Source organism: Nitrospira sp., from assembly GCA_030653545.1.
Taxonomy (GTDB): Bacteria; Nitrospirota; Nitrospiria; order Nitrospirales; family Nitrospiraceae; genus Nitrospira_D.
The window spans coordinates 1-21,437 of record JAURZE010000023.1 but is presented as its reverse complement, the minus strand read 5'-3'; the positions used below and the strand labels follow the sequence as shown (position 1 = coordinate 21,437).

The 21,437-nt window shown below is 60.5% G+C and carries 18 protein-coding genes; 11 read left to right on the top strand and 7 right to left on the bottom strand.

Translation table 11 applies throughout. The annotated features are described in order from the left end of the window. Positions 1-135 precede the first annotated feature (135 nt). From Q7U39_09740 to Q7U39_09705, 8 genes are all read left to right on the top strand, one after another. The gene (locus Q7U39_09740) at positions 136-963 is read left to right on the top strand and encodes a hypothetical protein (protein ID MDO9118228.1); all 828 of its coding nucleotides are present in this window, start codon (positions 136-138) and stop codon (positions 961-963) included. Beyond that, positions 960-1,748: a tRNA (adenosine(37)-N6)-threonylcarbamoyltransferase complex dimerization subunit type 1 TsaB gene (tsaB, locus tag Q7U39_09735; GenBank protein MDO9118227.1), complete on the top strand. Its 789-nt coding sequence runs from the start codon at positions 960-962 to the stop codon at positions 1,746-1,748. The genes Q7U39_09740 and tsaB overlap by 4 nt, the downstream gene beginning before the upstream one ends. Then, the gene (rimI, locus tag Q7U39_09730) at positions 1,741-2,280 is read left to right on the top strand and encodes a ribosomal protein S18-alanine N-acetyltransferase (protein MDO9118226.1); all 540 of its coding nucleotides are present in this window, start codon (positions 1,741-1,743) and stop codon (positions 2,278-2,280) included. The genes tsaB and rimI overlap by 8 nt, the downstream gene beginning before the upstream one ends. A gap of 19 nt (positions 2,281-2,299) precedes the next feature. Then, complete coding sequence (locus tag Q7U39_09725; protein MDO9118225.1) at positions 2,300-2,542, top strand: YdcH family protein; 243 nt, start codon at positions 2,300-2,302, stop codon at positions 2,540-2,542. A gap of 48 nt (positions 2,543-2,590) precedes the next feature. Next, entirely contained in the window at positions 2,591-3,370 is a 780-nt protein-coding gene (gene tatC / locus Q7U39_09720) for a twin-arginine translocase subunit TatC (protein MDO9118224.1), read from the top strand. A gap of 211 nt (positions 3,371-3,581) precedes the next feature. Further along, a complete protein-coding gene (locus tag Q7U39_09715) occupies positions 3,582-4,664 on the top strand; it encodes a hypothetical protein (GenBank protein MDO9118223.1) in 1,083 nt (360 codons plus the stop codon). A gap of 19 nt (positions 4,665-4,683) precedes the next feature. Continuing rightward, positions 4,684-5,193 (top strand): peptidylprolyl isomerase, encoded by a 510-nt coding sequence (locus Q7U39_09710; protein ID MDO9118222.1) that lies wholly within the window; start codon positions 4,684-4,686, stop codon positions 5,191-5,193. 18 nt (positions 5,194-5,211) lie between these two features. Beyond that, the gene (locus Q7U39_09705) at positions 5,212-5,967 is read left to right on the top strand and encodes a hypothetical protein (protein ID MDO9118221.1); all 756 of its coding nucleotides are present in this window, start codon (positions 5,212-5,214) and stop codon (positions 5,965-5,967) included. A gap of 29 nt (positions 5,968-5,996) precedes the next feature. Here the strand turns inward: Q7U39_09705 and Q7U39_09700 are convergent, their stop codons facing one another. The 6 genes from Q7U39_09700 to Q7U39_09675 form a co-directional block, all read right to left on the bottom strand. After that, the gene (locus Q7U39_09700; protein ID MDO9118220.1) at positions 5,997-7,355 is read right to left on the bottom strand and encodes a TolC family protein; all 1,359 of its coding nucleotides are present in this window, start codon (positions 7,353-7,355) and stop codon (positions 5,997-5,999) included. Then, entirely contained in the window at positions 7,352-8,551 is a 1,200-nt protein-coding gene (locus tag Q7U39_09695; protein ID MDO9118219.1) for an efflux RND transporter periplasmic adaptor subunit, read from the bottom strand. The genes Q7U39_09700 and Q7U39_09695 overlap by 4 nt, the downstream gene beginning before the upstream one ends. Before the next feature lies 1 nt (position 8,552). Next, positions 8,553-11,816, bottom strand: a complete 3,264-nt coding sequence (locus Q7U39_09690; GenBank protein MDO9118218.1) for an efflux RND transporter permease subunit — start codon at positions 11,814-11,816, stop codon at positions 8,553-8,555. Beyond that, the gene (locus Q7U39_09685) at positions 11,810-12,241 is read right to left on the bottom strand and encodes a response regulator (GenBank protein MDO9118217.1); all 432 of its coding nucleotides are present in this window, start codon (positions 12,239-12,241) and stop codon (positions 11,810-11,812) included. Before Q7U39_09685 ends, Q7U39_09690 begins: the two co-directional genes overlap by 7 nt. A gap of 256 nt (positions 12,242-12,497) precedes the next feature. After that, the gene (locus Q7U39_09680) at positions 12,498-12,791 is read right to left on the bottom strand and encodes a BrnA antitoxin family protein (protein ID MDO9118216.1); all 294 of its coding nucleotides are present in this window, start codon (positions 12,789-12,791) and stop codon (positions 12,498-12,500) included. A 312-nt stretch (positions 12,792-13,103) separates the two neighbouring features. Further along, positions 13,104-14,651: an alkaline phosphatase family protein gene (locus Q7U39_09675; GenBank protein ID MDO9118215.1), complete on the bottom strand. Its 1,548-nt coding sequence runs from the start codon at positions 14,649-14,651 to the stop codon at positions 13,104-13,106. 1,223 nt (positions 14,652-15,874) lie between these two features. On the opposite strand from Q7U39_09675, the gene Q7U39_09670 reads away from it, so the two are divergent. The 3 genes from Q7U39_09670 to Q7U39_09660 are packed head-to-tail and all read left to right on the top strand — an operon-like array spanning position 15,875 to position 20,179. Further along, positions 15,875-17,341, top strand: coding sequence for a hypothetical protein (locus tag Q7U39_09670; protein ID MDO9118214.1), 1,467 nt, complete (start codon positions 15,875-15,877; stop codon positions 17,339-17,341). Positions 17,342-17,367: 26 nt separating this feature from the next. Continuing rightward, positions 17,368-18,627 carry a glucoamylase family protein gene (locus Q7U39_09665; GenBank protein MDO9118213.1) on the top strand — a complete coding sequence of 420 codons (1,260 nt, stop codon included), beginning with the start codon at positions 17,368-17,370 and terminating at the stop codon, positions 18,625-18,627. Positions 18,628-18,655: 28 nt separating this feature from the next. Next, positions 18,656-20,179 (top strand): mercuric reductase, encoded by a 1,524-nt coding sequence (locus tag Q7U39_09660; protein ID MDO9118212.1) that lies wholly within the window; start codon positions 18,656-18,658, stop codon positions 20,177-20,179. Between the two features lie 58 nt (positions 20,180-20,237). Here the strand turns inward: Q7U39_09660 and cydB are convergent, their stop codons facing one another. Continuing rightward, positions 20,238-21,287 (bottom strand): cytochrome d ubiquinol oxidase subunit II, encoded by a 1,050-nt coding sequence (gene cydB / locus Q7U39_09655; GenBank protein ID MDO9118211.1) that lies wholly within the window; start codon positions 21,285-21,287, stop codon positions 20,238-20,240. Positions 21,288-21,437 lie beyond the last annotated feature (150 nt).

Genomic DNA, 21,437 nt, shown 5'->3' with positions numbered 1-21,437 from the left:
TCCTCAACGTACCCCAGAGGGTACGCCTCGGCCCTTCACTCGCTGCGGCCTTGCTGGACGAACTTTTTGAGCATCCTGGAGCGTTATTTCTCTGTCATGCCATTGATCCGTGTCACTCGTCATGCCTCACTTGTCATGCTTCTCTGTCTCCTTGTCGCCGGCTGTACGACAACGCCGGCGCCGGAAGAGGCGGTGGGGCTGAAGCAGGCGACAGCCGAGGAGCTGGCTGCTCTGCTGCGTCAACGCGAAACGGCGATTCGGACCATGAAGGGCCTCTTCAGCGCGAAGGTCCGCGGCGGTTTGATTCCGATTTCTACCCGCGTCGAAGGCGCCGTCTACTATCGCCGTCCGAACAGTATGCGGTTGCGCGGATTTACGCCGATCGGCGGCGAGCTGTTTGAATTTGTCCAGGCCGATGAACTGTACATGCTGCGATTGCCGACGATGGGGCGGGTGTTGAGCGGCCGCCAGTCCGACATGAGCGAGATGGGTAAGTTGGCCCGGCCGTTCGAGCTCAGCGTGTGGGCCATGGGCGGCGTGTTAGGCACCAGCGCCATCGGGAAAGACGAGACGACGAAACTGGTCGAGGAGGGGACACGGTATCGACTGGATGTGTTTGGCCCGCGCTCCGGTGCGGCCTCGCCCGATCGGCCCCTGCTCCGGCGAATGTGGTTTGATCGCCGTACCTTGTTGGTCGTGCAGGAGGAGCGGTTGAACGGCGCCGGTGAAGTGGATGCCTCCATCCAGTATGAGGATTTTCGCTCAATCGGGGAAACAGCGATCCCGGCCAACGGCAATCCCGATTCTCGCCTGTTGCGTCCCTTTAAGATTTCTCTGGAAGACGGGCGGGGGCAGGGCAGCGTGCAGGTCACGTTCCATGAAATCATTTCCAATCAGGAATTGAAGAGCGAAGAGCTCGGGCGTATCTCGCGCCAGCCGTCACCGCCGGAGCCGGCGTCATGAAAGTCCTGGCTGTCGAAACGGCGACCTCCTGGCAGAGCATCGCGCTCCTTGACGATGACAGAGTTCTGGCGCGGGAAGATCAGGAGGCGACCGGTGCGCATGGCACGCTCTTGCTGCCGACGATCACCCGGCTCCTCGCCAAATCCGGGCTCACCCTCAAGCACTTGGACGGGCTGGCGTGCTCCATCGGACCGGGCTCATTTACCGGTCTGCGGGTGGGAACGGCGACGTTGCTGGGTTTGCGGGCGGCCACCGATCTCCCGCTGGTCTTGGTCCCGACGTTGGAAGCCATGGCCTGGTCGCTCAGAGGCATATCCGGACCGATCTGCCCCGTGCTCCCCAGCCGCAAAGATGAAATCTATTGGGCGGTGTTTCGTTGGGGCGCCGATGGTCTGGAGCGTCTCATTTCAGAACATGTCGGTTCCCCGCAGGCACTGGCCCAGACGCTTCCTGGTGCCACCACCATGCTCGGGGAGGGGTGGACGATAATGGAGCCGGCTATTCGAGCGGCCCTCGGCCCGGATGTCACACTTATTCCGGCCCCCGGAGACCCGGTGAGGCCCTCGGCCGTCACTGTTGGCCAGGCCGGAATCGAACGGCTACGCCGGGGTGAGATTGCCGGCGATCATGTGGCGCCGTTGTATGTCCAGCGGACGGAGGCAGAAATCCGTTACGAACAGTCCGGCGGTGTCTCGCCGGTGGCTCGTCGGCAGGCCCGTGTGGCCACCAAAACTGCTGCCAGAGCGGCACGCCAGCCCCGCTCGTCGGGAAAATCGCATGGATAACGCGATCCAGATCATGCCAGCCACGTTGGCCGATTTGCCTGATTTGTTGCGTCTGGAAGAAGCTTGCTTCTCGGCCCCCTGGACGCGCAAAATGTTGGAAGCTGAACTGACCGGCAACCAGTTTGCACACTTTCTGGTGGCGCGTGACGCAGCGAAGACAGCGACAACGGGTGGAGCGATCGTCGGTTCCCTGTGTTTTTGGATCGTGTTTGAAGAAGTGCGCCTGATGAATCTTGCCGTAGCAGAAGAGATGCGTCGTCGTGGAATTGGCGCGGCCCTAGTGGATGTCGCCTTGCACACTGGGTTTACCCAGGCAGCCACCCGCGCCGTACTCGAGGTTCGGGCGTCCAATCATGCCGCACTCGCACTCTACCGGCGCTTCGGATTTACGCAGGTGTCGATCCGTCCCGCATACTATTCCAATCCAGTCGAAGATGCGGTGCTCATGGAGATGGAGCCGATTGTGATCCCCGCCGGCTCCGGGCGCAGGTCTGCGCCCGTCAACGAGGGAGGCTCAGTTCCCGCTCACTAACCCGACCAGGAGGTGTGGCATGCAGACTGAACAGGGACTCGCGGACCAGCTTCGACAGACCAGCCGTGAGTTCAAATCGTTGGAGGAAACCCATCACCGGCTCGACGGCGAGCTGAACGAATTGCAACGGCGCCATGTGCTGACGCCCCAGGAAGAAGTCGTGAAGAAGCATTTACAAAAAGAAAAGCTCGCCATGAAAGACAAGATGGCGGAGTTGATCCGTCAATATCGCGAACAAGGAACGGTCCAAGCCGCGCGCTAAGGAATGGCCCGGTCGCCGGTCGGTCCGGCGGCCGGGTGCCCACACATCATGGCTCAGTTTATCAACCCGCTTGCCGCTCATATTAGTACCGTCAAGCGGCGATTGATCATTATCGGGGCCACCCTGCTGGTCGCGCTCATCGCCACTTTTTCGTTTTCCGCCGATATGGTCGCCTGGCTGAACCGGCCCTTTCCCAATCAGTTGGTATTTTACGGCCCGACTGAAGCGCTGTTTGCCTCCATTAAAGTGTCCTTTCTGTCCGCGGTGATCGTCAGCCTTCCGGTGATCTTCTATCAGTTCTGGAAGTTCGTCGAGCCGGCGTTGCTGCAGAAAGAACAGCGCTGGGCGATTCCGCTGTTCCTGCTGGCCGGGGGCTTGTTCATCCTGGGGTTGATCTTTTGTAACCTGGTCATCCTGCCGCTGGTCATCGACTTCTTCGTCAGCTTCGGTATGGATCGGGACATTACGCCGCAATTGAGCGTGGGGACCTATATCGATTTCAACGTGAAGTTCCTGCTGATTTTCGGCTGTGCGTTCGAATTGCCGCTGGCGCTCACCTTGCTGGCGCTCGCCGGTGTCGTCACGGCCAAGCAGTTGGCGCAGTATCGCAAGCACGCGATCATGGCGGCCTTGATCATTTCGGCCATTGTCACCCCGGATGCGACGCTCTTTACCATGCTCTTGATGGCGGTGCCGATGATGGTGTTATATGAAATCGGGATCCTGGGCGCCTGGATGTTCGGGCGCGGCAAAGACGGCAACGGCGGCATCGATCTTCCGTTGGATCCGGATTTGCCGATCGGGACCGCGGGCACGCGGATGCGCTAGCAGGCCGTTGAGAAAGTCCGCCAGCGGCGTTCTCGCTTCGCGCCGAGGCTCAACGTACCGCCCCGCGTACGCCTCGCCTCTGCGCTCGCTGCGGCCTTGCTGAACGGCCTTTCTGAACAGCCTGCGTTCGGCACATATCGCTAGTGTGAAGACGTGATGAGCGAGGGTGCCAGAGATGGGAATAAGAATGCGGTATGAGTGTCGGTTATTCATGTTGCGTCTCATGCGTGGCGCATCGCTGAGTCTGTTGTACTGCACGTTGGCGACGGTCGCATGGGGGGCGGAGCCGCCGGCTCCGCCGCTGGACATGCCGTCCCCGCACGGGCAAATCCAGGGCGGTGACGCATTCGGGCCGGACGGCCCGTTCGGGCAGACCATTGCGAGTGTGCAGGCGCTGACACTCTCCGGAAAAGATACGATCTATGCCGGCTCCTTCGGGAACGGCATTTTCCGCAGCAGCGACCGGGGGAGCACCTGGACGGGCGTCGGCGCCGGCGTCAACGATCCCTTCATTCTGACAATGGCGACCGGGCGGGACGGAGCGGTCTATGCCGGGACGTTCCGCGGCGGCGTGTTCCGGTCCAAAGACGAGGGCAAGTCCTGGCAGTCGATCAACGACGGCTTGAAGCGGCTGGAGATCAAGTCGTTGCTGGTGACCAACGAAGGGCTCTATGCCGGGACGTCGGGCGGAGCCTATCGTTTGAACGCGGCCGGCGATAAATGGACGATCGTGACTACCGGGTTGGACGATGTGCTGGTTCATGCGCTGGTGCGGTCGACCGACGGCACGCTCTTCGCGGGCACCTCGGGCAAGGGCATTCTCCGGTTCAAGCAGAACGCCGCCGGATGGGTCCGTATGCAACAGGGTCTCAAAGACCATGAGGGGATGATCGAGAACTTCATCCGGGTCCTGGCCATCGACCGGGAGCAGGGGATCTATGCGGGCACCTTCGACGGCGGGGTGTTTCGCAGCGGAGACGGCGGGTCCAGCTGGAAGGCGATCAGCCGCGCCCTGCCCAACGACTCCATTCGCGGCATCGTGATCATCGACGAAGGCCTGATCGTGGCCACGGGCAACGGCATCTTCAAAACGATCGACAAGGGGCGGCAGTGGACGCCGCTGAACAAAGGGCTGACGAACCTCTCGATTCAAGTGATGACCGGCGGCGGGACGGGGCCGCTGTATGTCGGGACCAGTTCCGGGGTGTTTCGCAGCGACGATGGACAGAGCTGGGTGGCAGTGAACCAGGGATTGGATGCGGGGTTGGCCCCGCCGCCATTTCGTTTTCGATAACCAATGAAAGGATCAGGATATGGCAGACGCAGGCAGTGCGACGAAGGCGACGATCAGCGTGGCGAGCAAGGGGCAGGCGTTGGGCGAGATCGTGTTGAAATTTTTCCCCGACGTGGCGCCGGGCCATGTGAAGAACTTTACGGATCTCGCGAAGAAGGGCTTCTATAACGGGACCACCTTCCACCGAGTGATTCCCGGATTCATGATTCAGGGCGGCGATCCCAACAGCAAGAATCCCGACCGGTCGATGCACGGCATGGGCGGCCCCGGCCATAAAGTGAAGGCGGAGTTCAACAGCAAGCCGCATAAGCGCGGCATCGTCTCGATGGCCCGCTCGAACGATCCGGACAGCGCCGGCTCGCAATTCTTCATCTGCGTGGCGGACGCCAATTTCCTGGACTGGCAGTACACGGTGTTTGCCGAAGTCGTGACCGGCATGGACGTGGCGGATAAAGTCGTCAGCATGAAACGCGACGGGAACGACAATCCCCTCGAACGCGTCGAGATGACCGTCACGATCGCGGATTGAAGTGCTGGGTGTTGAGTTATGAGTGCTGAGTCAGGAAGTAAGCAGAAGCGAATCTGGATATCGAGGCTTGTCCTCTACTCAGCACTCAGTGCTCAATTCTCAGGACTACTGCTCCTGGCCGGCTGTGCGATTCCGCAGGTGCCGTCACGGACGATTTATGAAGATCCCGTGAACTATGTGCGGCTGGAAGAGGATCGCGGCTATCTCGTGGAGTGGCCGCCGAGCCACAACAACCATCCGGCGGCGCTGGGGCCGGACGTGCTGCGGCCCCTCTTGCAAGGGCTGGTCATTCAGGAGCATCGGATCTGGTTGCAGAAGTGGATTGCGGGAGACGCGCCGTTTCAGGCGGCGTTTCAGGATCAGGAGATTGCGCTCCTGTCGGCGCAACTGGCGGAGGCGCTGGCGCAGGCCAAGCCCAACGAGCGGGTGACCTTCTATCTGAGCGAGCCGCAAGCCTCGACCAAGCGTATCGTCACGTCGGGCGGCCTGTACATGAAGGGCACGGAACTGCATCTGATATTGGGAAACTGGCAGATCGTCTACGGGATTCCCACCTACGGCATGATTTACGACCGGCGCTATCCGATGCGGCCGACGGCGGCGAAGGGGTTTGATTTATTCTTCCAGCCGCACGAAGCGATGCGACGCACGCAGAGCAGTTGGATCGACGGCGTTCTGGCCAACGGGGCGGACGAAGTGGTCATCGACCTCAGCAAACTGCCGCCTCCGCCGGCGGTGTCTTCCACGACCTCCGGCAATCAGCCGGAGAACTGATCTGACCGGCGGGCCTTTTCACCAGCCTGCTATCGAATCGTGGGGTCGATTTGCAACTGCGCGCTGCCGCCGGCGGCGTAGGCCAGTGTCACTTCGGCGATTTTGTAATCGTACTGCGCCTCGGCCAGTTTGGTTTGCGCCGTGGTGAGCCCCACCTCCGACTGCGTCACTTCCACAATCGTGCCGAGACCGAGTTTGTATCGTTGCTTGGCGAGACTTAAGGCTTCCTGCGCCGTCTTGACCAATTCCTCCGCCAGTTTGATTTGCTGCGCAAACGTCACCGTGTCGAGGTAGGCATTCGTGACCTGTTGCGTGAGGGCTTGTTCGATATTGCTGCTCTGGGCCTGGGCTGCCGCCTGTTGCGCCGCCGCTTCCTTCACCTGATTTTCGATGAGCCCGCCGGTAAAGAGCGGCATGGAGACCATTCCGCCCGCCGCCCACCAGCCCCCGGTCGCCACATTACGGTTGGGATCGAAGGTGTCGTAGTAGCCGCCGCTCGCAATAGCGGAGACCGTCGGCAGGTATTGGCTCTTCATGGCCCGTTTCTTCGCCTCGGCCGATGCAGTCTGTTCTTTGGCTCGCTTCAGCTCCGGGTGGCCTAGACTCTCGACGATCAGATCGCCCAGCGCGCGCGGAATTTTCACATCGGTGGTGACGTCTTCCAGCGTGTAATCCTCCGATCCGGCGATGCCCATCGTGCGATTGAGGTCGGCGAAACTGGACTTCAAATCATTCCGGCTGCGGACGAGCAGCGATTCCGCATTGACCAGCTCCACTTTGACCAGGTCCAGATCCAGTTTGGACTTGAGCTGCTGGCGATAGAGCGTCTCGATCTGGCCGGTAATGATCCCGCGTTCCCGCACCGTTTCTTCCGCGATGTGGACAAGCCTCTGGCGTTTGAGACTGTTCAAATAGCTGCGTTGAATGGAGACGATCACGAGCGCGCGCCGGGCGTTGACGTCCTGTTCCTGCGCCCGCTCGCCGTACTGGGACGACTCCACCAGATTCTTCGTGAAACCGAAATCGTAGATTCGCTGGCTGGCCAGCACGCCGGCGGTGTAGTTGCTCAAGTTGGGTTGAAGCAGGCCGCCGCCGACCAGGAAGCGGGGATTGAGGCGCCCGGCCCCGGCTGTGCCGTCGGCGTTCGCAAAGACTTGCGGATAGTAGAGCGACTTGGTCTGATCCGTCCTCGCGCTGGAGGCGGCGAGACCGGCGTTGGCCTCCTGCACGATCGGATGGTTCTGCAAGCCGGTTTCAATCGCCTGCTGCAGACCGAGAAAGCGGCCCTTGGCGGTCGCGTCGGTTGAACCGGTTGGTTGCGCTGTCGCCAGCCCAGGGATCACCAAGAACATGGAGAGTAACAGCGTAGTCGATCGAATGGTCATCATGGCTTGGCTCCTTCGTATGGCGTCGGCGAGGGCGGCTGGCCTGCCGAGCGCCGGTCGAATTTCTGCTGTGAGGGTTTGGCGTCCGGCATTTTGAACGGGGCGGCCTGCACGGGAGAGCCTTCCAGAAGTTTCCGCTTGCCGACTACCACGACGTCTTCAGAGCCGTCGAGCCCGTTGGTGATCTCGATCCACGTCCCGTTCGTGATGCCGGTCTGCACTGGAACGGACTTCGCCTTGCCGTGAGCGATGATAAACACGGATTTGCCCTTCTGGCCGCTGGTCACGGCTTGCGGCGGCAGGGCCAGCGCATCGGGAATCTCGCGCAGGTCCAAGGCCAGTTCGGCGTAGGTGCCGGGCCGCAAGACATGGTCGGGATTGGGCAGGTCAAGTTCCACCAGCAAGCTCCTGGTGGAAGGATCGAGCGCGAGCGTGGAGCGGGTGATCATGCCGGCGAAGGAGCGATCCGGCAGTTCCTTCAAGAGCACTCTCGCCTTGGTCTTGCCGGGCGTGATCCAGGAGGATTCGTCCTGCGGCACGTTGGCATAGACCCGCACCGTATCCAGATCCATGACGGTGAAGAGGGGAATCGCATTGGTCGCGGACGATGTCGCGATCTGGATCAACGCGCCGGGATCGGCGAAGCGCGCGGTGACGATGCCGTCGTAGGGCGCGCGCACCTTCGTATACTCGCGCATGGCGGCTCGCTGCTGCATGAGATTCTTCGCGCCTTCGTAGGTCGCTTCGGCCACATCGACATCCTGCTTCGCGATGACATCCGGCGATTCGTGCAGCACCTTGTCCAAGCGTTCGAAGGTGATCTTCTTGATCTTGTAATCGGCCACTGCCTGCTGGTACTGCTCTTCCACTTCGGGCGCATCGATGATCGCGACGACCTGGTTCTTCTTCACGTGATCGCCCTTGTCCGGACCGATCCACTTCAGATAACCGGAGACTTTGGCGTAGAGCGTAGTTTGATAGCGCGGGCTGATATTGGCCGGCAGAGTGATCGTATAGATCAGCGGCTGCCTGACCGGTTTCGTCACCTGCACATCCACCGGCTGGGTATCGGTCACGACCGGGGCGCCGTTCTCGGCGGTGCCGTTGGAGGCCGCCTTCTGCGGCGGTTCATCCCGCTGGCAGCCGAAGAGCGTCGAGAGCAACAGGGCCATGCAGCAGACCGTCCGGTTCAGCATCATCTTAGATATCCTCTTCCATCACAGCCGGTTCAGGAGCGGCGCCGGCGGGAACGCGTCGCCCCAGCACCAGCGCATGCAACACCGGCACGACCAATAACGTCATCACGGTGGACACAGCCAGGCCGCCGACGACGGCGCGAGCCAGCGGGACCATCGTTTCATTGCCTTCGCCGAATCCGAGGGCGAGTGGCAGCAGACCGAGAATCGTCGCGAGCGCCGTCATGAGAATCGGCCGGATGCGCCGCTTGCCCGCTTCCAGCACGGCTTGTTCGGCGGAAGCGCCGGATGCCACCATGCGGTTGGCAAAATCGACCAGGAGAATACTGTTGGAGACGACGATGCCCATCATCATCAGGGTGCCGATCATCGACTCCACGTTCACGGAGGTATTGGTCAGGTGCAGCATGAGGACGGTGCCGATCCAGCCGAGCGGCACGGCGATCAGGATGATCAGCGGATCGATCATCGAGCGGAACAGCCCGACCATCACCAGATAGATCAGCAGCACGGCCAGCGGCAGGGCCAGCGCGAAGTTGCTGAAGGCGCTGCGCATGTTGGCGACCTCGCCCTTGATGGCGATCGTGACATCTTTCGGCAGTGGCACGGTGGCGAGCACCCGTTCGATATCCGCGGCGACGTGGCCCAGATCGTTGCCTACCGGCGTGACGAGCACGTTGATCAGGCGGGACAGGTCGTAGTGGTCCACGCTGTCCGGCCCGGTCTTCATCTCCAGCGAGGCCACGTCGCGCAGCAGCACCGGCGGGCCGCGCCGGTCGTCCGATGCGTAGAAGCCGTTCGAAAGATCCAGGTTGCGTCCGGCGAACGGCGTGTTTTGCAGCGCGACAATCGACCCGCCGCTGCCGGCGGTGGTCAGCGACGACGTGGGGTTCAGCGGGGTCCGCGCGCCGATGATTGGGATGTTCAGGAGATCTTCCGTCTTCGTGAGCGACTGTTCGGGATATTGCGCGAGGAGGAAATAGCCGTTGGCGGTTTTGGGATCGAGCCAGTAATTGGGGCTCAAGGCGATATTCGAACTGATGCCGGTGATGACATCCACGATCACGCGGTCCTGGGTGATGCCGTAGTAGGCGGCTTTCGTCCGGTCCACGTTCACGTGCAGTTCCGGATAGCTCTTGCCCTGCTTGATGCGCACGTCGCTGGTATTGGCCACCTGCGCGACCTTATCGCGGATCTGTTCGGCGACCGGGCGAATCAGATCCAGCCGGGGGCCTTTGACTTGAATGTCGATCGGCGCGCGCAGGCCGAAGTTCAGCACGTCGCTGATGATGCCGCCGGTTGAAAAGCTCACTTCCACACCGGGGAGCGCCTGGCGGACTTTCGTGCGCAGGGTGGCGATGTAGTCGTCGGTACGGCCTTCATGCCCGGTGACAAGATTGACCAGGATAAAGGCGGTATGGTTGCCGGTGTTGGGCGCGAAGCGGGCGGCATCGCCGAAGTAGAGACCGGTGTTGGAGACCACTTCTTCCAGGTCCTGCTTGGGGATGGTGTCCTGTACGAGTTTTTCGAGCTCGGCCACGATCGCCGTGGTCTTCTCGATGCGCGAGCCTTCCGGCGCGCTGACGGTCATCGTGAAATTGCCCGCGTCGACTCGGGGAAAGAACTCGGTATGGAGTTGCGGGAGCAACAATGCGCCGGTGCCGATCAGCGCGAGCAGCGCCAGGAGCATTACCAGGGCTTTGAAACGGACGCCGGCGCGGAGGACCGGTTCATAGAGCGCCAGCACGAAGCGAAACCAGTCTTTGGCGTCTTCTTCTTCCTGCGACCCGTTGCCATGCCCATGCTGATAGAGCCGCGCCAGCACCACCGGCGTCACGGTCATGGAGACGGCATAGTCCGCCAGCATGGCAAACGCCACGGTCATGGCCAGCGGCACGAAGAGATACTTGATGATTCCGGAGAAGAAGACGATCGGCAGATAGACGATCAGAATGCAGATCGTGGCCACAAGAATGGGCAGTGTCAGTTCGACGGCGCTGTCTTCGGCCGCCGCGCGGCCGCTCTTGCCCATGAGCAAATGGCGATGGAGATTTTCCTGCACGACGATGTTGTTGTCCAGCAACGTCCCGATGACCAGGGCCAATCCGCCCAGCGTCATGATGTTCACCGATTGGCCGGTCAGATAGAGCGCGACCAAAGCGGCCGTCAGCGAAAGGGGAATGGCCAGGCCGACGACGAGCGCCGCTTTGATGCTGCGCAGGAAGAGGAAGATCATGAGGCCGGCCAAGCCGGCGCCGAGCAACCCTTCCTTCTGCAAATTGGCGATGGCCTGGCGGATATAGAGCGATTGATCGTAGATGAATTTCACCGAGGTGTTCGCAGGAATTTCCGTGAGTTTCGACAGCTTCGCGCGAATCCCGTCGGTCACTTCCAGCGTATTGGCGCCTTCCTGTCTGGTGATCGGGAGATATGTCGCCTCGCGGCCGTTGACCCGCACGATCGACGTTTGAATCGCGGAGCTGTCCGACGCCGTGCCGATATCCCGGACGAGAATCGGCGTGCCGTTCACCACCTTGATGGGGATGTCGTTGATCTGGTCCACCACGTCGATCAGGCTGTTGGAGTAGACGTAATAGTCCAGATCGCCCAGCTTGACGTTGCCCGCCGGAATAATCGCGCTTTGCGCATTGATCGCCTTCACCACGTCGGAGGGCGAGACGCCGCGCGCCAGCATGCGCTGCTGATCCATGAACACGGTGATCTGCCGGACTTTGCCGCCGAGCGGCGGGCCGAAGGAAATGCCGGGGATGTTGGCGATCTGCTGGCGCACGGTGAAGTAGGCCAGATCGCGGATCTCTTTGGGGCCGAGCGTATCGCTGCTCACGGAGAGCAGTCCCACCGGTAAGCTGGACACGCCGAACTTATAGACCGAGGGCGGATAGACGCCGGGCGGCAGCAGCCGGATGATGCTATAGGCCAGGCTGGTCAGTTCCGATTGTGCCGAGTCGATACTGTATTCGGGCTGGAAGAAGACCTTGATGTAGCTCATCCCCGCGAGCGACTGGGACTCGATGTGCTCGACGTAGCTCGCTTCGACGAAGCGCTGTTCCATGCGGAGGGTGATGGCGCCCTCCATCTCGCCGGGGCTCAAGCCCCGGTAGAAGGTGGTGACGAGGATGGAGGGGATTTTGATTTCCGGGAAGATGTCCACGCGCATCTTCTTGTAGGACACGGCGCCAAGGATCAGGGCGATCATGCAGACGGCGAAGACGGCGTAGGGGTTCTTCAGCGCAGCTTTGGTCAGCATGGGGTTCCTACCATATGAGGCACGCGATTCCGTTCCAGCCAGTATCGGCAGATAGCACTCGTGCATTGAATGAGTTCGGCGAAGGTCCCCGGTTTCACGACATAGCCGTTCGCGCCGCTGGCATAGGCGAGAGAGAGGTCGGACGCATCGTCGGAGGTGGTAAAGACGACGACGGGGATGGCGGCAAGGCGGGAGTCTGCCCGCAGCCGTTTTAGAAGCGTATCGCCCCGCTGCTTGCCGAGGTGCCAGTCGAGCAGAATTAAAGCGGGCAAGTCAGTATGGTTGTTCAGGAACTGAAACGCTGACCCGGCATCCTGCTCCGTATAGAGCGTGACATCCAACCCGGTCTGAACCAGCGCCAGGTGAAACAGTTCACACTCGCCGGGGCTGTCGTCGATCAAGAGAATGGAAGAGTGCGGCACCATTATAGGGAGCGGTATCGCAGGGACTATGCCGGGGAGTGAGGGGATGTGCGAAGCGATGTTAAGTCCTGTTGAAACATATGCTTACGCTGACAAGTTGATTCGATTGGCGAATGATGGTCGGCGCTTGAATGGGGAAGGGTTCTGGAGAAATTCCATAGGGGAAGGGAATTTCTCCAGAGCAAGAAGTCAGGCGGCCTTCGTGGAGGCGCGCTTCCATTCCATCATTTTCGCGGTGAGTTTGGAGGAGGCGGTGAGTCTAGCTTGCCTTCTGCATCTCTCCCGCCAGCAAGTCATTGATGAGGGATTGATAGGGGACCCCCCGCTCGGCTGCGAGAGATTTCACCCATCGAAGCACCGTGGGGTCGAGTCGGATGGCAATGAGTTGCCGCCGTTCCGCTCCCAATGGAGGTCGTCCCACTCGACGCAGAGAGGCAAGTTGCCGGTCGGACAGCGGAGGGATGTCCGAATAATCAATCGGTCGCTTCTTGGTAGCGTTTTTTTTCTTTTCGGTTCGCCGCTCGCGCACTGATGAGGCGGATAGTTTTTTCATGGCCGTGACTCCTGAGCGTGTACACAATGACGAGAATGTTTCCGGCTTCTTTCTTCGTGTTCCCATTCGAAGTCAGTTATGTATATGCAAAATGTGAGCTGTCTGCAAGGTGGCCGATAAACGGGAGCGGGAGTAGGGAAGCGTGCTGCCACGATCTCGCGGGTGTTTAGGTGGGAGATAATAATGAGGGGCGTCGTCGCGTGCTGATGGTCATGTCGATTGCAGGAGACGCGGCGCCGGGAAGTCAATACTCATGCCTGACCCCACGGTGTGTTCGAGCAGGCAGGAAAAGACTCCCGACCCCCTTTGTTTTCAGTGGCACAGATCGAGAGGTTTTCCGTCCATATGACGGGGAATCGGTATGCCTGCCAGCTGAAGCACAGTCGGAGCAATGTCGTATATTGAGTGTCCGTAGACCGCACGGCCTGCAGGCACTCCCAGCCCGTGCATCACAAGAAAGCCATGAGGCGAATGACTACCGCTTCTCGCATCCTGTCGTCGAAGATGCAACGTGCCTAAGCGGACGGATTGAACCGAATCCCAAGGGAAAGATTGGTCCCATAACACGGTCAGGTCGGGGAGCTGATCCAGGTAAGGTCCTTGAAACTTCTGATGCGTGAAGGTGACATGCTTGACCACCTTCCGGCCGCTCTGAGGATCGCGTATTTCATACAATGCATCCGAGATCTCACGGCATACGCGCTCATATTCCTCGCCAGGCTGTACGACGCCGTGCTTGTCCCGGCCTACAACATTGATGCGGATAGCACCCACAGAGTCGTTGTTGGGCACTGCAATAGCCCGGCGACCCGCCCAATTGCGTTCGCCTGCATACCATCTAAAAATAAGCTCATCCTGCAGGCGCTGAGGTAGTACCGCCTTGATGGCGTATTGCACCTTGCCGGGCAGGATCATCTTTAACAATCGCCAAGGATTCACATGCGCTTCCCGAATCTTCTGGGTAGTTAATCCCCTCTTAGAAGCCTGACCATAGCCCAGTAAATCCAATATTTCATTCAGGTGCCAGGACGCATGATACATGGGCCCCATTCCGTGTCCCGCTACTATGAGACACTGGACATTGTCTCCCGCCAGCGTGAGCATCTTTGCGATCTCGTTGTCCAGCGCACGGTATGTCACTTCGATGGTATCGTTCAGCTTATGAGGATCTAAGGGGTCATGGCGGGGATGGTCCGGGTCCATGTAATGCCAGAAGTGATGGCCGATGCAATGCGGCGCCGAAAACCCCGCGAAGAAAATATCCCACGGTTCTTTCTCCATCAGCCAGCGGAACAGCTCGCCATGCAATCGCAGCCCCGCTAGAGTTCGCCGTCGTAGGTCGTATAAGGCCTGAGGCTTTTCATCGACCGCGTCGCAATCTCCAACGGGATGACGTCCGAATAATCCATCGATGTCGCCAAGCAAAGATTCGGGAGATGAGGCACGTGCCGTCTTCGTGGCATGCGCGCCCCAGTTGGTGAGATGTAACCCGTTGATCCGTCGGCTCAAAGGAAACTTGGGAACGTCAACGATACTGACCCTCTTACCGGATTCACTCAGATACTCCCAGAAGGGGACTCCATGGATAGCATCATCAGGAACGTTTCTAAGGTTTCCGGAACGAGGGTCGTACTGGGCATAGAAGTACTTCTCAAGCTTGCCGGGATTCGTTCCGGTACAAATCGACGCCCAGACGGTGTCAGGCAACTGCGCGGAAGTTGTCCTCAATTCTCCGTGTAGGCCTTCTTTGAGCAATCGTTGAAAAGTCGGAAGCTTTCCCTCGGCTGCCCATCTCTCGACGAGATTCCACTCCATAGCATCAAGCCCGATCAGGAGTTGACGTGCAATATGGTTTCCCATTCCTATCCCCAATCAACAAGATTTGGTTCTTACTGAATAGCATGACGCAGGGCAGATCGCATACAAATGCTGGTATTAAGCTGGACCGACTAAAGGCGACGAGCAGGACGCGATCATGATGCTGGACGGTCTGTGGTTTGCGCGTTCGCGCCTCCTTTTCAGAGGTTCCTGCAGGGGGGCCACTTCGGCCTGAATAGCTGCTTCTGAGGTCGTTTCGTTGCAGGCCGCTCGTATCACATTCCATATCAAAAGCATTTCACGAAATACGTTTCCCGGAAAAGACAAAGTAATTGGGACATTCTGAATTTTCCAGCGCGTGATGGTCCGGCTCCTCCATCGCTCCTCACTCCTACCGCCTCTTCCCTCAGGCAGCCGTGTGCCAAGGTGGCCTGAAAAAGTAGAATGTCCCTGCTTCTCCGTTCTTCGAGTTCAAGGTCGAAGCCGGCCGAGCCCTTTGCTTCTTCTTCACCCGTCGGAAATTGATCCTGACGCATGCGTGAGGATCTTGTTCCATAGCAGATGAGATCTTGAAGAGGAATCAGGCCGTTTCTCTCCGATTCGCCGCCAGTCATTTCTTTATTTGCTAGCGAAGCCGCCCGTAGGCGGTGCTATACATCTCACATTTCATCTATCACGTGGGGAAGGCCTCGCCCATCGCATCCAATTCCCAGATCGGCTCTTAGTTCTAGCGAGCTTTTTGTGGAAAACTTTGAGCGGGTGGGTAAGTAGGAGTCACGGATTGAGGTAGTTGGAATGGAGGGCGGTTCAGTTGAAGAGGAGGACCGAGGTTCATCGACGGACTTTGCGGCGGCTGCACTGTGCTATGAGGCTCGCCACCCGGGGGATCGAGAATAGTTTCTACATTCCCGTCAGGATCCATATAGACCTGCACTCCGCCCTCCGGACCCAGCGCTTGGTTCACACGCTCGTTCACATCGGGTGCTTGGGGTGCCGGCATCTCAGCTGTGAGCAGCGCGCCAGGCCATATCGCTCCGATAGTCACGAGCATGACGACCATTATGAACATGGCAATATTCTACTGCTGACTCGGGGCTGATTCTACGTCCGTCGCTCCCGCGCTCCGCCGTCTGCTGAACTGTCGTGCGATCCTGCCGTAGTGTAATGCTATACTCGGAAACCTGGGGAGCAGTGACGCTCGTGCATCGCAGGTTGTCGAAACATCCTTGAGATCTGGCGCTCCCGCCGGCGAGGAGGCGACCGTCATGACCGTGGCCTTCATGTCCCGTCTGTCGGCGCCGTCGGCTCCGCTGAAGCATGCCTGGGAACATACCGTCGGGAGTGGCCGCGCGCTCGTCGCACTACGCGCGGATTGGCAGGCGCAGCTCAGACGCTGCCACGACGAGCTTGGCTTTCGCCATGTCCGCTTCCACGCCCTTCTTGCGGACGAGATGGGTACGCTGGTTTCTCACCAGAAAGAGCCGCTCTACTCGTTCTTCAACGCAGACCGCATCTGGGATTTTCTTCTCTCGATCGGCATGCGACCCTTCGTCGAATTGGGATTCATGCCGGACATATTGGCCTCCGGTCGGCAGACCGTGTTCCAGTATCGCAGCAACGTCACTCCGCCCGCGGACTATGAGGCCTGGGCCGGACTTATCCGCAGGCTGGTCGGCCACTGGGTCGAGCGCTATGGCATCGCCGAGGTGCGCCAGTGGTTTTTCGAAGTCTGGAACGAGCCTAACCTTCCGATGTTCTGGACGGGGACGCAGGACGACTACTTCACGCTCTATCGCCACACGGCACAGGCCATCAAGGGGATCGATGGCTCGCTCCGGATCGGCGGTCCGGCGACGGCCATGACGGCGTGGATCGACGAGTTGCTCGACTACTGCGAGCAGCATCGCCTTCCGGTGGATTTCATCAGCACGCACATTTACCCGACCGATCCCCTTGGCTTCGAGGGGGCGGATACGGAGGAGCTACTCGCCAACAGCCCGCGCGATCTCCTGCGCGATCGGGCGAGGTTCGTGCGTGACCATGCGCGCGATCGGCCTGTCTACTTCACGGAATGGAATATCTCCTCGAACCAGAGGAATCCGTATCGCGACGGGCCCTTCGCTGCCGCCTATGCCGCCAAGTGCGCGCTGGAGACCGATCCCTTCGTGGACGGCTACAGCTTCTGGACCTTCACGGACATCTTCGATGAGGAGGCCTTTCCCTCAATTCCGTTCCATGGCGGGTTCGGTCTGCTCAATCTCTATGGAGTCCCGAAGCCGGTCTACCGCACTTTTCAGCTCTTACATCGGCTCGGCAGCGAGCGGCTCCCGGTCGAGGGCACGCATGAGACGGTCGATGCCTGGGTCGTTCGCAACGGTCGGACGATCACGGTGCTCCTCACCAACCATGCCCAGCCGCGCCATGCGATCGTGACCCAGCATGTGGAGATCCGTCTCACAGATGCCTCCGTCCCGCTTACGGCCTCGATCGAACGGATCGACGAGGACCATGCGAACCCGCGGCGGCGATGGCGGGAGATGGGCAAGCCAGAGTATCCGAGCCACTCGCAGGTGGAGCAGCTTGAAGAGGCCTCTCGTCTCGTGAAGGAGCCGCTGGACCTGTTCTACGAGGCGGGCACAATCCGCTTCGATGTCGACCTCCCTCCGCATGCGGTCGTGGCGGTCACGCTGACGTTTGTTCCAGAGCCGTCCGACGCGGGCGGTGTCGCGTGAGCAGCGCACCATCGAGAGACGAACCGATGCTTGACCAGCTTCAACGCGCTGCATTCGGCTACTTCCTGCAGACGATGAATCCGGCCAACGGGCTGATCGCCGACACTTCGCGTGGGCAGTCGCCGTGCAGCATTGCTGTCGTCGGGTTCGCCCTCTCGTCTTATCCTGTGGCGGTGGAGCGAGGCTGGATGACGCGGGCCGATGCGCTCCACCGCAGCCTCTCCGTTCTCCGATTTTTTCACGACAGCGATCAGAGCGGCAGCTCTGAGGCGACCGGGTTCAAGGGGTTCTACTACCACTTCCTGGATATGCAGACCGGTGCCCGTGTCTGGCGTTCGGAGCTGTCGATGATCGATACGGCGCTGTTGATCGCCGGTATGCTGACTGCGGGCCGGTATTTCATGGGAAACAGCGCGGACGAAAGCGAACTGCGCCGGCTCGTCGATGCGCTGTACCGCCGCGTGGACTGGCGTTGGGCGCAGCATGACGGAAAGACGATCAATCATGGGTGGAAACCGGAAAGCGGCTTCCTGCATTACTGCTGGGATGGCTACAGCGAGGCCATTGTGCTGTATGTGCTCGCACTCGGCTCACCGACGTACCCGATCGAGCCGGACTGCTATCACGCCTGGACCGCGACCTATCAGTGGGAGAATCTGTACGGGTACGATGTGCTCTATGCCGGGCCGCTGTTCGTGCATCAGTTCTCCCATGCCTGGATCGACTTTCGCGGCATCCGGGATCGCTTCATGCGCGAGAAGCGCAGCGACTATTTTGAGAACAGCCGCCGCGCGACCGAAGTGCAGCGCGAGTATGCGCGGCGCAACCCGCAGGGATTCTCCGGGTATGACGAACAGTGCTGGGGCCTGACCGCCTGCGATGGCCCGACCCATCAGCTGCCCGAACTGGCTAACGAGCGTCGCCGCCTGTTCGGGTATGCCGCCCGTGGTGTGCCGTACGGGCCCGATGACGGCACGCTCGCCGGATGGGCGGCGCTGGCCTCGCTGCCGTTCGCACCGGAGGCCGCCTGGTCCGCCGCGCGCCAGATGTTGCAACGCTATCCTGAGATGTTGTCGGACCGCCAGTATGCGAGCAGTTTCAATCCGACGCTGGCCCGCGCCGACCGGAGCGCCTGGGTATCGGCCGGCCACTTCGGGCTGGACCAGGGGATCGTGGTGATGATGATCGAGAACCATCGCACCGAACTGATCTGGCGGCTGATGCGGGACTGTCCCTCGGTTGGCGCCGGCTTGCGGCGCGCCGGATTCCGCGGCGGCTGGCTCTAGCAGGAATTTTTTTCAGAGGATCACCACGATGACGCAGCAGAGCGACTTCTCCTCGACCGCCCCGCAGGACAGATACGAGCGTGAGCGGCTCGCACAGGTGCGTCCCGATGGCTGGCGCAATCCGCAGCCGGCCGACCGCTATAGCCTGGTGGTTATCGGCGCCGGTACGGCGGGGCTGGTGGCGGCGCATGCCGCAGCGGCATTGGGCGCGAAGGTGGCCTTGATCGAACGCCACCTGTTCGGCGGTGACTGCCTGAATGTCGGCTGCGTGCCGTCGAAAGCGCTGATCCGCACGTCGCGTCTGTACGCCGAGATGCGCAATGCCGAGCAATATGGCGCGCAGACTCCGGCCGATATTCGTGTCGAGTTTCTCGCCGTGATGGAGCGTATGCGCTGGATTCGCGCCCGCATTAGCCGTACGGACTCGGTCCAGAGGCTGCTCGCGGCCGGCGTGGATGTGTTCTTCGGGCAGGCCCGCTTCACCGATACCGATGCGCTGACGGTGGAGGGCGCGAGACTCCGCTTCAAAAAAGCGCTGATCGCAACCGGCGCGCGGCCGGATACGCCGGTTATCCCGGGCCTTGTCGAGGCCGGCTTTCTGACCAACGAGAATATTTTCGACCTCACCGAGCTACCGCGCCGCCTGTTGGTGATCGGGGGCGGCCCGCTCGGCTGCGAACTGGCGCAGGCCTTCTGCCGCTTCGGCGCGCAGACCATCATCGCGCAGAAGCGGCCGCTCTTCCTGCCTAAAGAAGAACGCGATGCCGCGCAGATCCTTTCGGATGCGTTTTCGCGCGATGGCATCGACGTACGGCTCAACACGAAGGCGGTCAACGTGCGCGTGGAACAGGGGCAGAAGCTTGTGGATCTGGAGAGCGACGACTACAAAAGCACTGTCGCGGTCGATGCTATTCTCACCGGCACGGGCCGGGTGCCGAATGTCGAGGGGTTGAATCTGGAAGCCGCCGGCGTCGAGTACGACAATCTGGCCGGGATTCGAGTCGACGATTTCCTACAGACCAGCAATCGGCGCATTTATGCTGCCGGCGATGTCTGCTTGGAGCACAAGTTCACCCATACCGCGGATGCGTCGGCACGCATCGTGGTGCGGAACGCGCTGTTCCTCGGCCGCCAGCGCCTGAGTTCCCTGACCATTCCCTGGTGCACCTATACCGACCCCGAGATCGCTCATGTCGGCCTCTATGTGCGCGAGGCGCGCGAGCGGGACATCCCCGTGAAGACGTTCACCATCCCCATGCACGACGTGGATCGCGCGATCGCCGACGATGAAGAGGCAGGCTTTGTGAAGATCCACGTCAAGGAGGGGACGGACCGGATTCTCGGCGCCACGGTCGTCGCCCGTCATGCGGGCGAGATGATCAACGAACTGACCCTGGCGATGGTCGCGGGGGTCGGTCTGGGTACTCTTGCCCGGGTCATTCACGCCTATCCGACCCAGGCCGAAGCGATCAAGAAAGCGGCCGATGCCTACAACCGCACACGTCTCACGCCGACGATCCACTCGCTGCTGCGACGCTGGCTGAGGTGGTGACATTCTGCCGAGCCCTCGCCTCGATGAGAGTTGTTTCTCACTCAACGGGCGAGCTCTCCTATTCCGTCGGCGAGCCGTCAGGAGCGAGCCGGACTTTGCCTCCAAACGCGCGATGGACATAGATCTGATAGGTCATGGCGAGTGCGAATCCACAGAGAAACCACCAGAGGCCGATCCGGAGGCCGTACGTGCCGGCACTCGCGTTGAAGACGGTGAGACTGTGTTCCGGGTGTGTCGTGGCGATCAAAATATTGGGATAGCAGCCCCAGGCGACAGCCCCAAGCGTGGCGACGATGAACAGACTGGAGGTGGCGAAGGCGGCGACGTCATGCTGTCGTTTGCGGAGCACCATGGTGCCGATCAAGGCCAAGAGGCCGATTGCGGTGAAGAGATAGCCGGTCGGATGGGTTGTGTAGTTAAGCCGGAGGGCCGGCTGGACAAGCGGGATCGCGAACATCGCGATGCCGGTGAGCCCGAGTGCGAGCCAGCCGGCCCGTTTTGCCGAAGCGGCTGCCCGCGCATGAAGATCTCCCTCCGTTTTCATCGCAAGATAATTGGCGCCATGCAGGGTCAGGATCGCGGCGCTTGCCAGTCCCATGAGCAGGGTGAACCAGTCCAAGGTGCCGGGATCGGGACCCGGGGTGAAATCTGTCCAGAGGGCGACGAAGAAGTAGCCATTCGGATTCAACGGCACGCCGCGAATCAGGTTGCCTAGGGCGGCGCCGAATACTATTGCCAGCAGGAGGCTCGCACCGGAAAAAGCTCTGTCCCAGAACTGCCGCCACAGTGGATGGTCCAGGTAGGATCGCAGTCCAAGTGCGAGCCCCCGAATGATTAAGAGCCACAACACCATGGTCAATGCCAGATAGAACCCGCTGAACCCTGCGGCATAGGCTTTGGGAAAGGCGAAGAAGAGGAGGCCTCCACTGACGACCAGCCACACTTCATTGCCCTTCCAGACCGGTCCGATCGAAGCCAGCACGGTGCGTCGTTCGATCTCAGTCTTCGCGATGAACGGGTAGAGAATGCCCACGCCGAAATCGAACCCGTCGAGGACGATGTACATCGCCAACATCATCGTCACGATCGCATACCAGAACGTTTCCATGTGCGCGTCTTCCTAGTGTAGTGATACATAAATAGCTTTACTTATTATACCGTACGGGTATACTCCTCCCCAAGAGGAGGACTGGCCTATGCGCATTGCCCCGTCCCTGCAGCTGACTGATCCCGAACGCCAGCAACTGGCGCAGTGGGC

Excerpts from the sequence above, each read along its gene's own strand:
- Q7U39_09740 (MDO9118228.1), top strand. The coding sequence starts at position 136 with ATGCTTCTCTGTCTCCTTGTCGCCGGCTGTACGACAACGCCGGCGCCG.
- tsaB (MDO9118227.1), top strand. The coding sequence starts at position 960 with ATGAAAGTCCTGGCTGTCGAAACGGCGACCTCCTGGCAGAGCATCGCG.
- rimI (MDO9118226.1), top strand. The coding sequence starts at position 1,741 with ATGGATAACGCGATCCAGATCATGCCAGCCACGTTGGCCGATTTGCCT.
- Q7U39_09725 (MDO9118225.1), top strand. The coding sequence starts at position 2,300 with ATGCAGACTGAACAGGGACTCGCGGACCAGCTTCGACAGACCAGCCGT.
- tatC (MDO9118224.1), top strand. The coding sequence starts at position 2,591 with ATGGCTCAGTTTATCAACCCGCTTGCCGCTCATATTAGTACCGTCAAG.
- Q7U39_09715 (MDO9118223.1), top strand. The coding sequence starts at position 3,582 with ATGTTGCGTCTCATGCGTGGCGCATCGCTGAGTCTGTTGTACTGCACG.
- Q7U39_09710 (MDO9118222.1), top strand. The coding sequence starts at position 4,684 with ATGGCAGACGCAGGCAGTGCGACGAAGGCGACGATCAGCGTGGCGAGC.
- Q7U39_09705 (MDO9118221.1), top strand. The coding sequence starts at position 5,212 with ATGAGTGCTGAGTCAGGAAGTAAGCAGAAGCGAATCTGGATATCGAGG.
- Q7U39_09700 (MDO9118220.1), bottom strand. The coding sequence starts at position 7,355 with ATGATGACCATTCGATCGACTACGCTGTTACTCTCCATGTTCTTGGTG.
- Q7U39_09695 (MDO9118219.1), bottom strand. The coding sequence starts at position 8,551 with ATGATGCTGAACCGGACGGTCTGCTGCATGGCCCTGTTGCTCTCGACG.
- Q7U39_09690 (MDO9118218.1), bottom strand. The coding sequence starts at position 11,816 with ATGCTGACCAAAGCTGCGCTGAAGAACCCCTACGCCGTCTTCGCCGTC.
- Q7U39_09685 (MDO9118217.1), bottom strand. The coding sequence starts at position 12,241 with ATGGTGCCGCACTCTTCCATTCTCTTGATCGACGACAGCCCCGGCGAG.
- Q7U39_09680 (MDO9118216.1), bottom strand. The coding sequence starts at position 12,791 with ATGAAAAAACTATCCGCCTCATCAGTGCGCGAGCGGCGAACCGAAAAG.
- Q7U39_09675 (MDO9118215.1), bottom strand. The coding sequence starts at position 14,651 with ATGGGAAACCATATTGCACGTCAACTCCTGATCGGGCTTGATGCTATG.
- Q7U39_09670 (MDO9118214.1), top strand. The coding sequence starts at position 15,875 with ATGACCGTGGCCTTCATGTCCCGTCTGTCGGCGCCGTCGGCTCCGCTG.
- Q7U39_09665 (MDO9118213.1), top strand. The coding sequence starts at position 17,368 with ATGCTTGACCAGCTTCAACGCGCTGCATTCGGCTACTTCCTGCAGACG.
- Q7U39_09660 (MDO9118212.1), top strand. The coding sequence starts at position 18,656 with ATGACGCAGCAGAGCGACTTCTCCTCGACCGCCCCGCAGGACAGATAC.
- cydB (MDO9118211.1), bottom strand. The coding sequence starts at position 21,287 with ATGGAAACGTTCTGGTATGCGATCGTGACGATGATGTTGGCGATGTAC.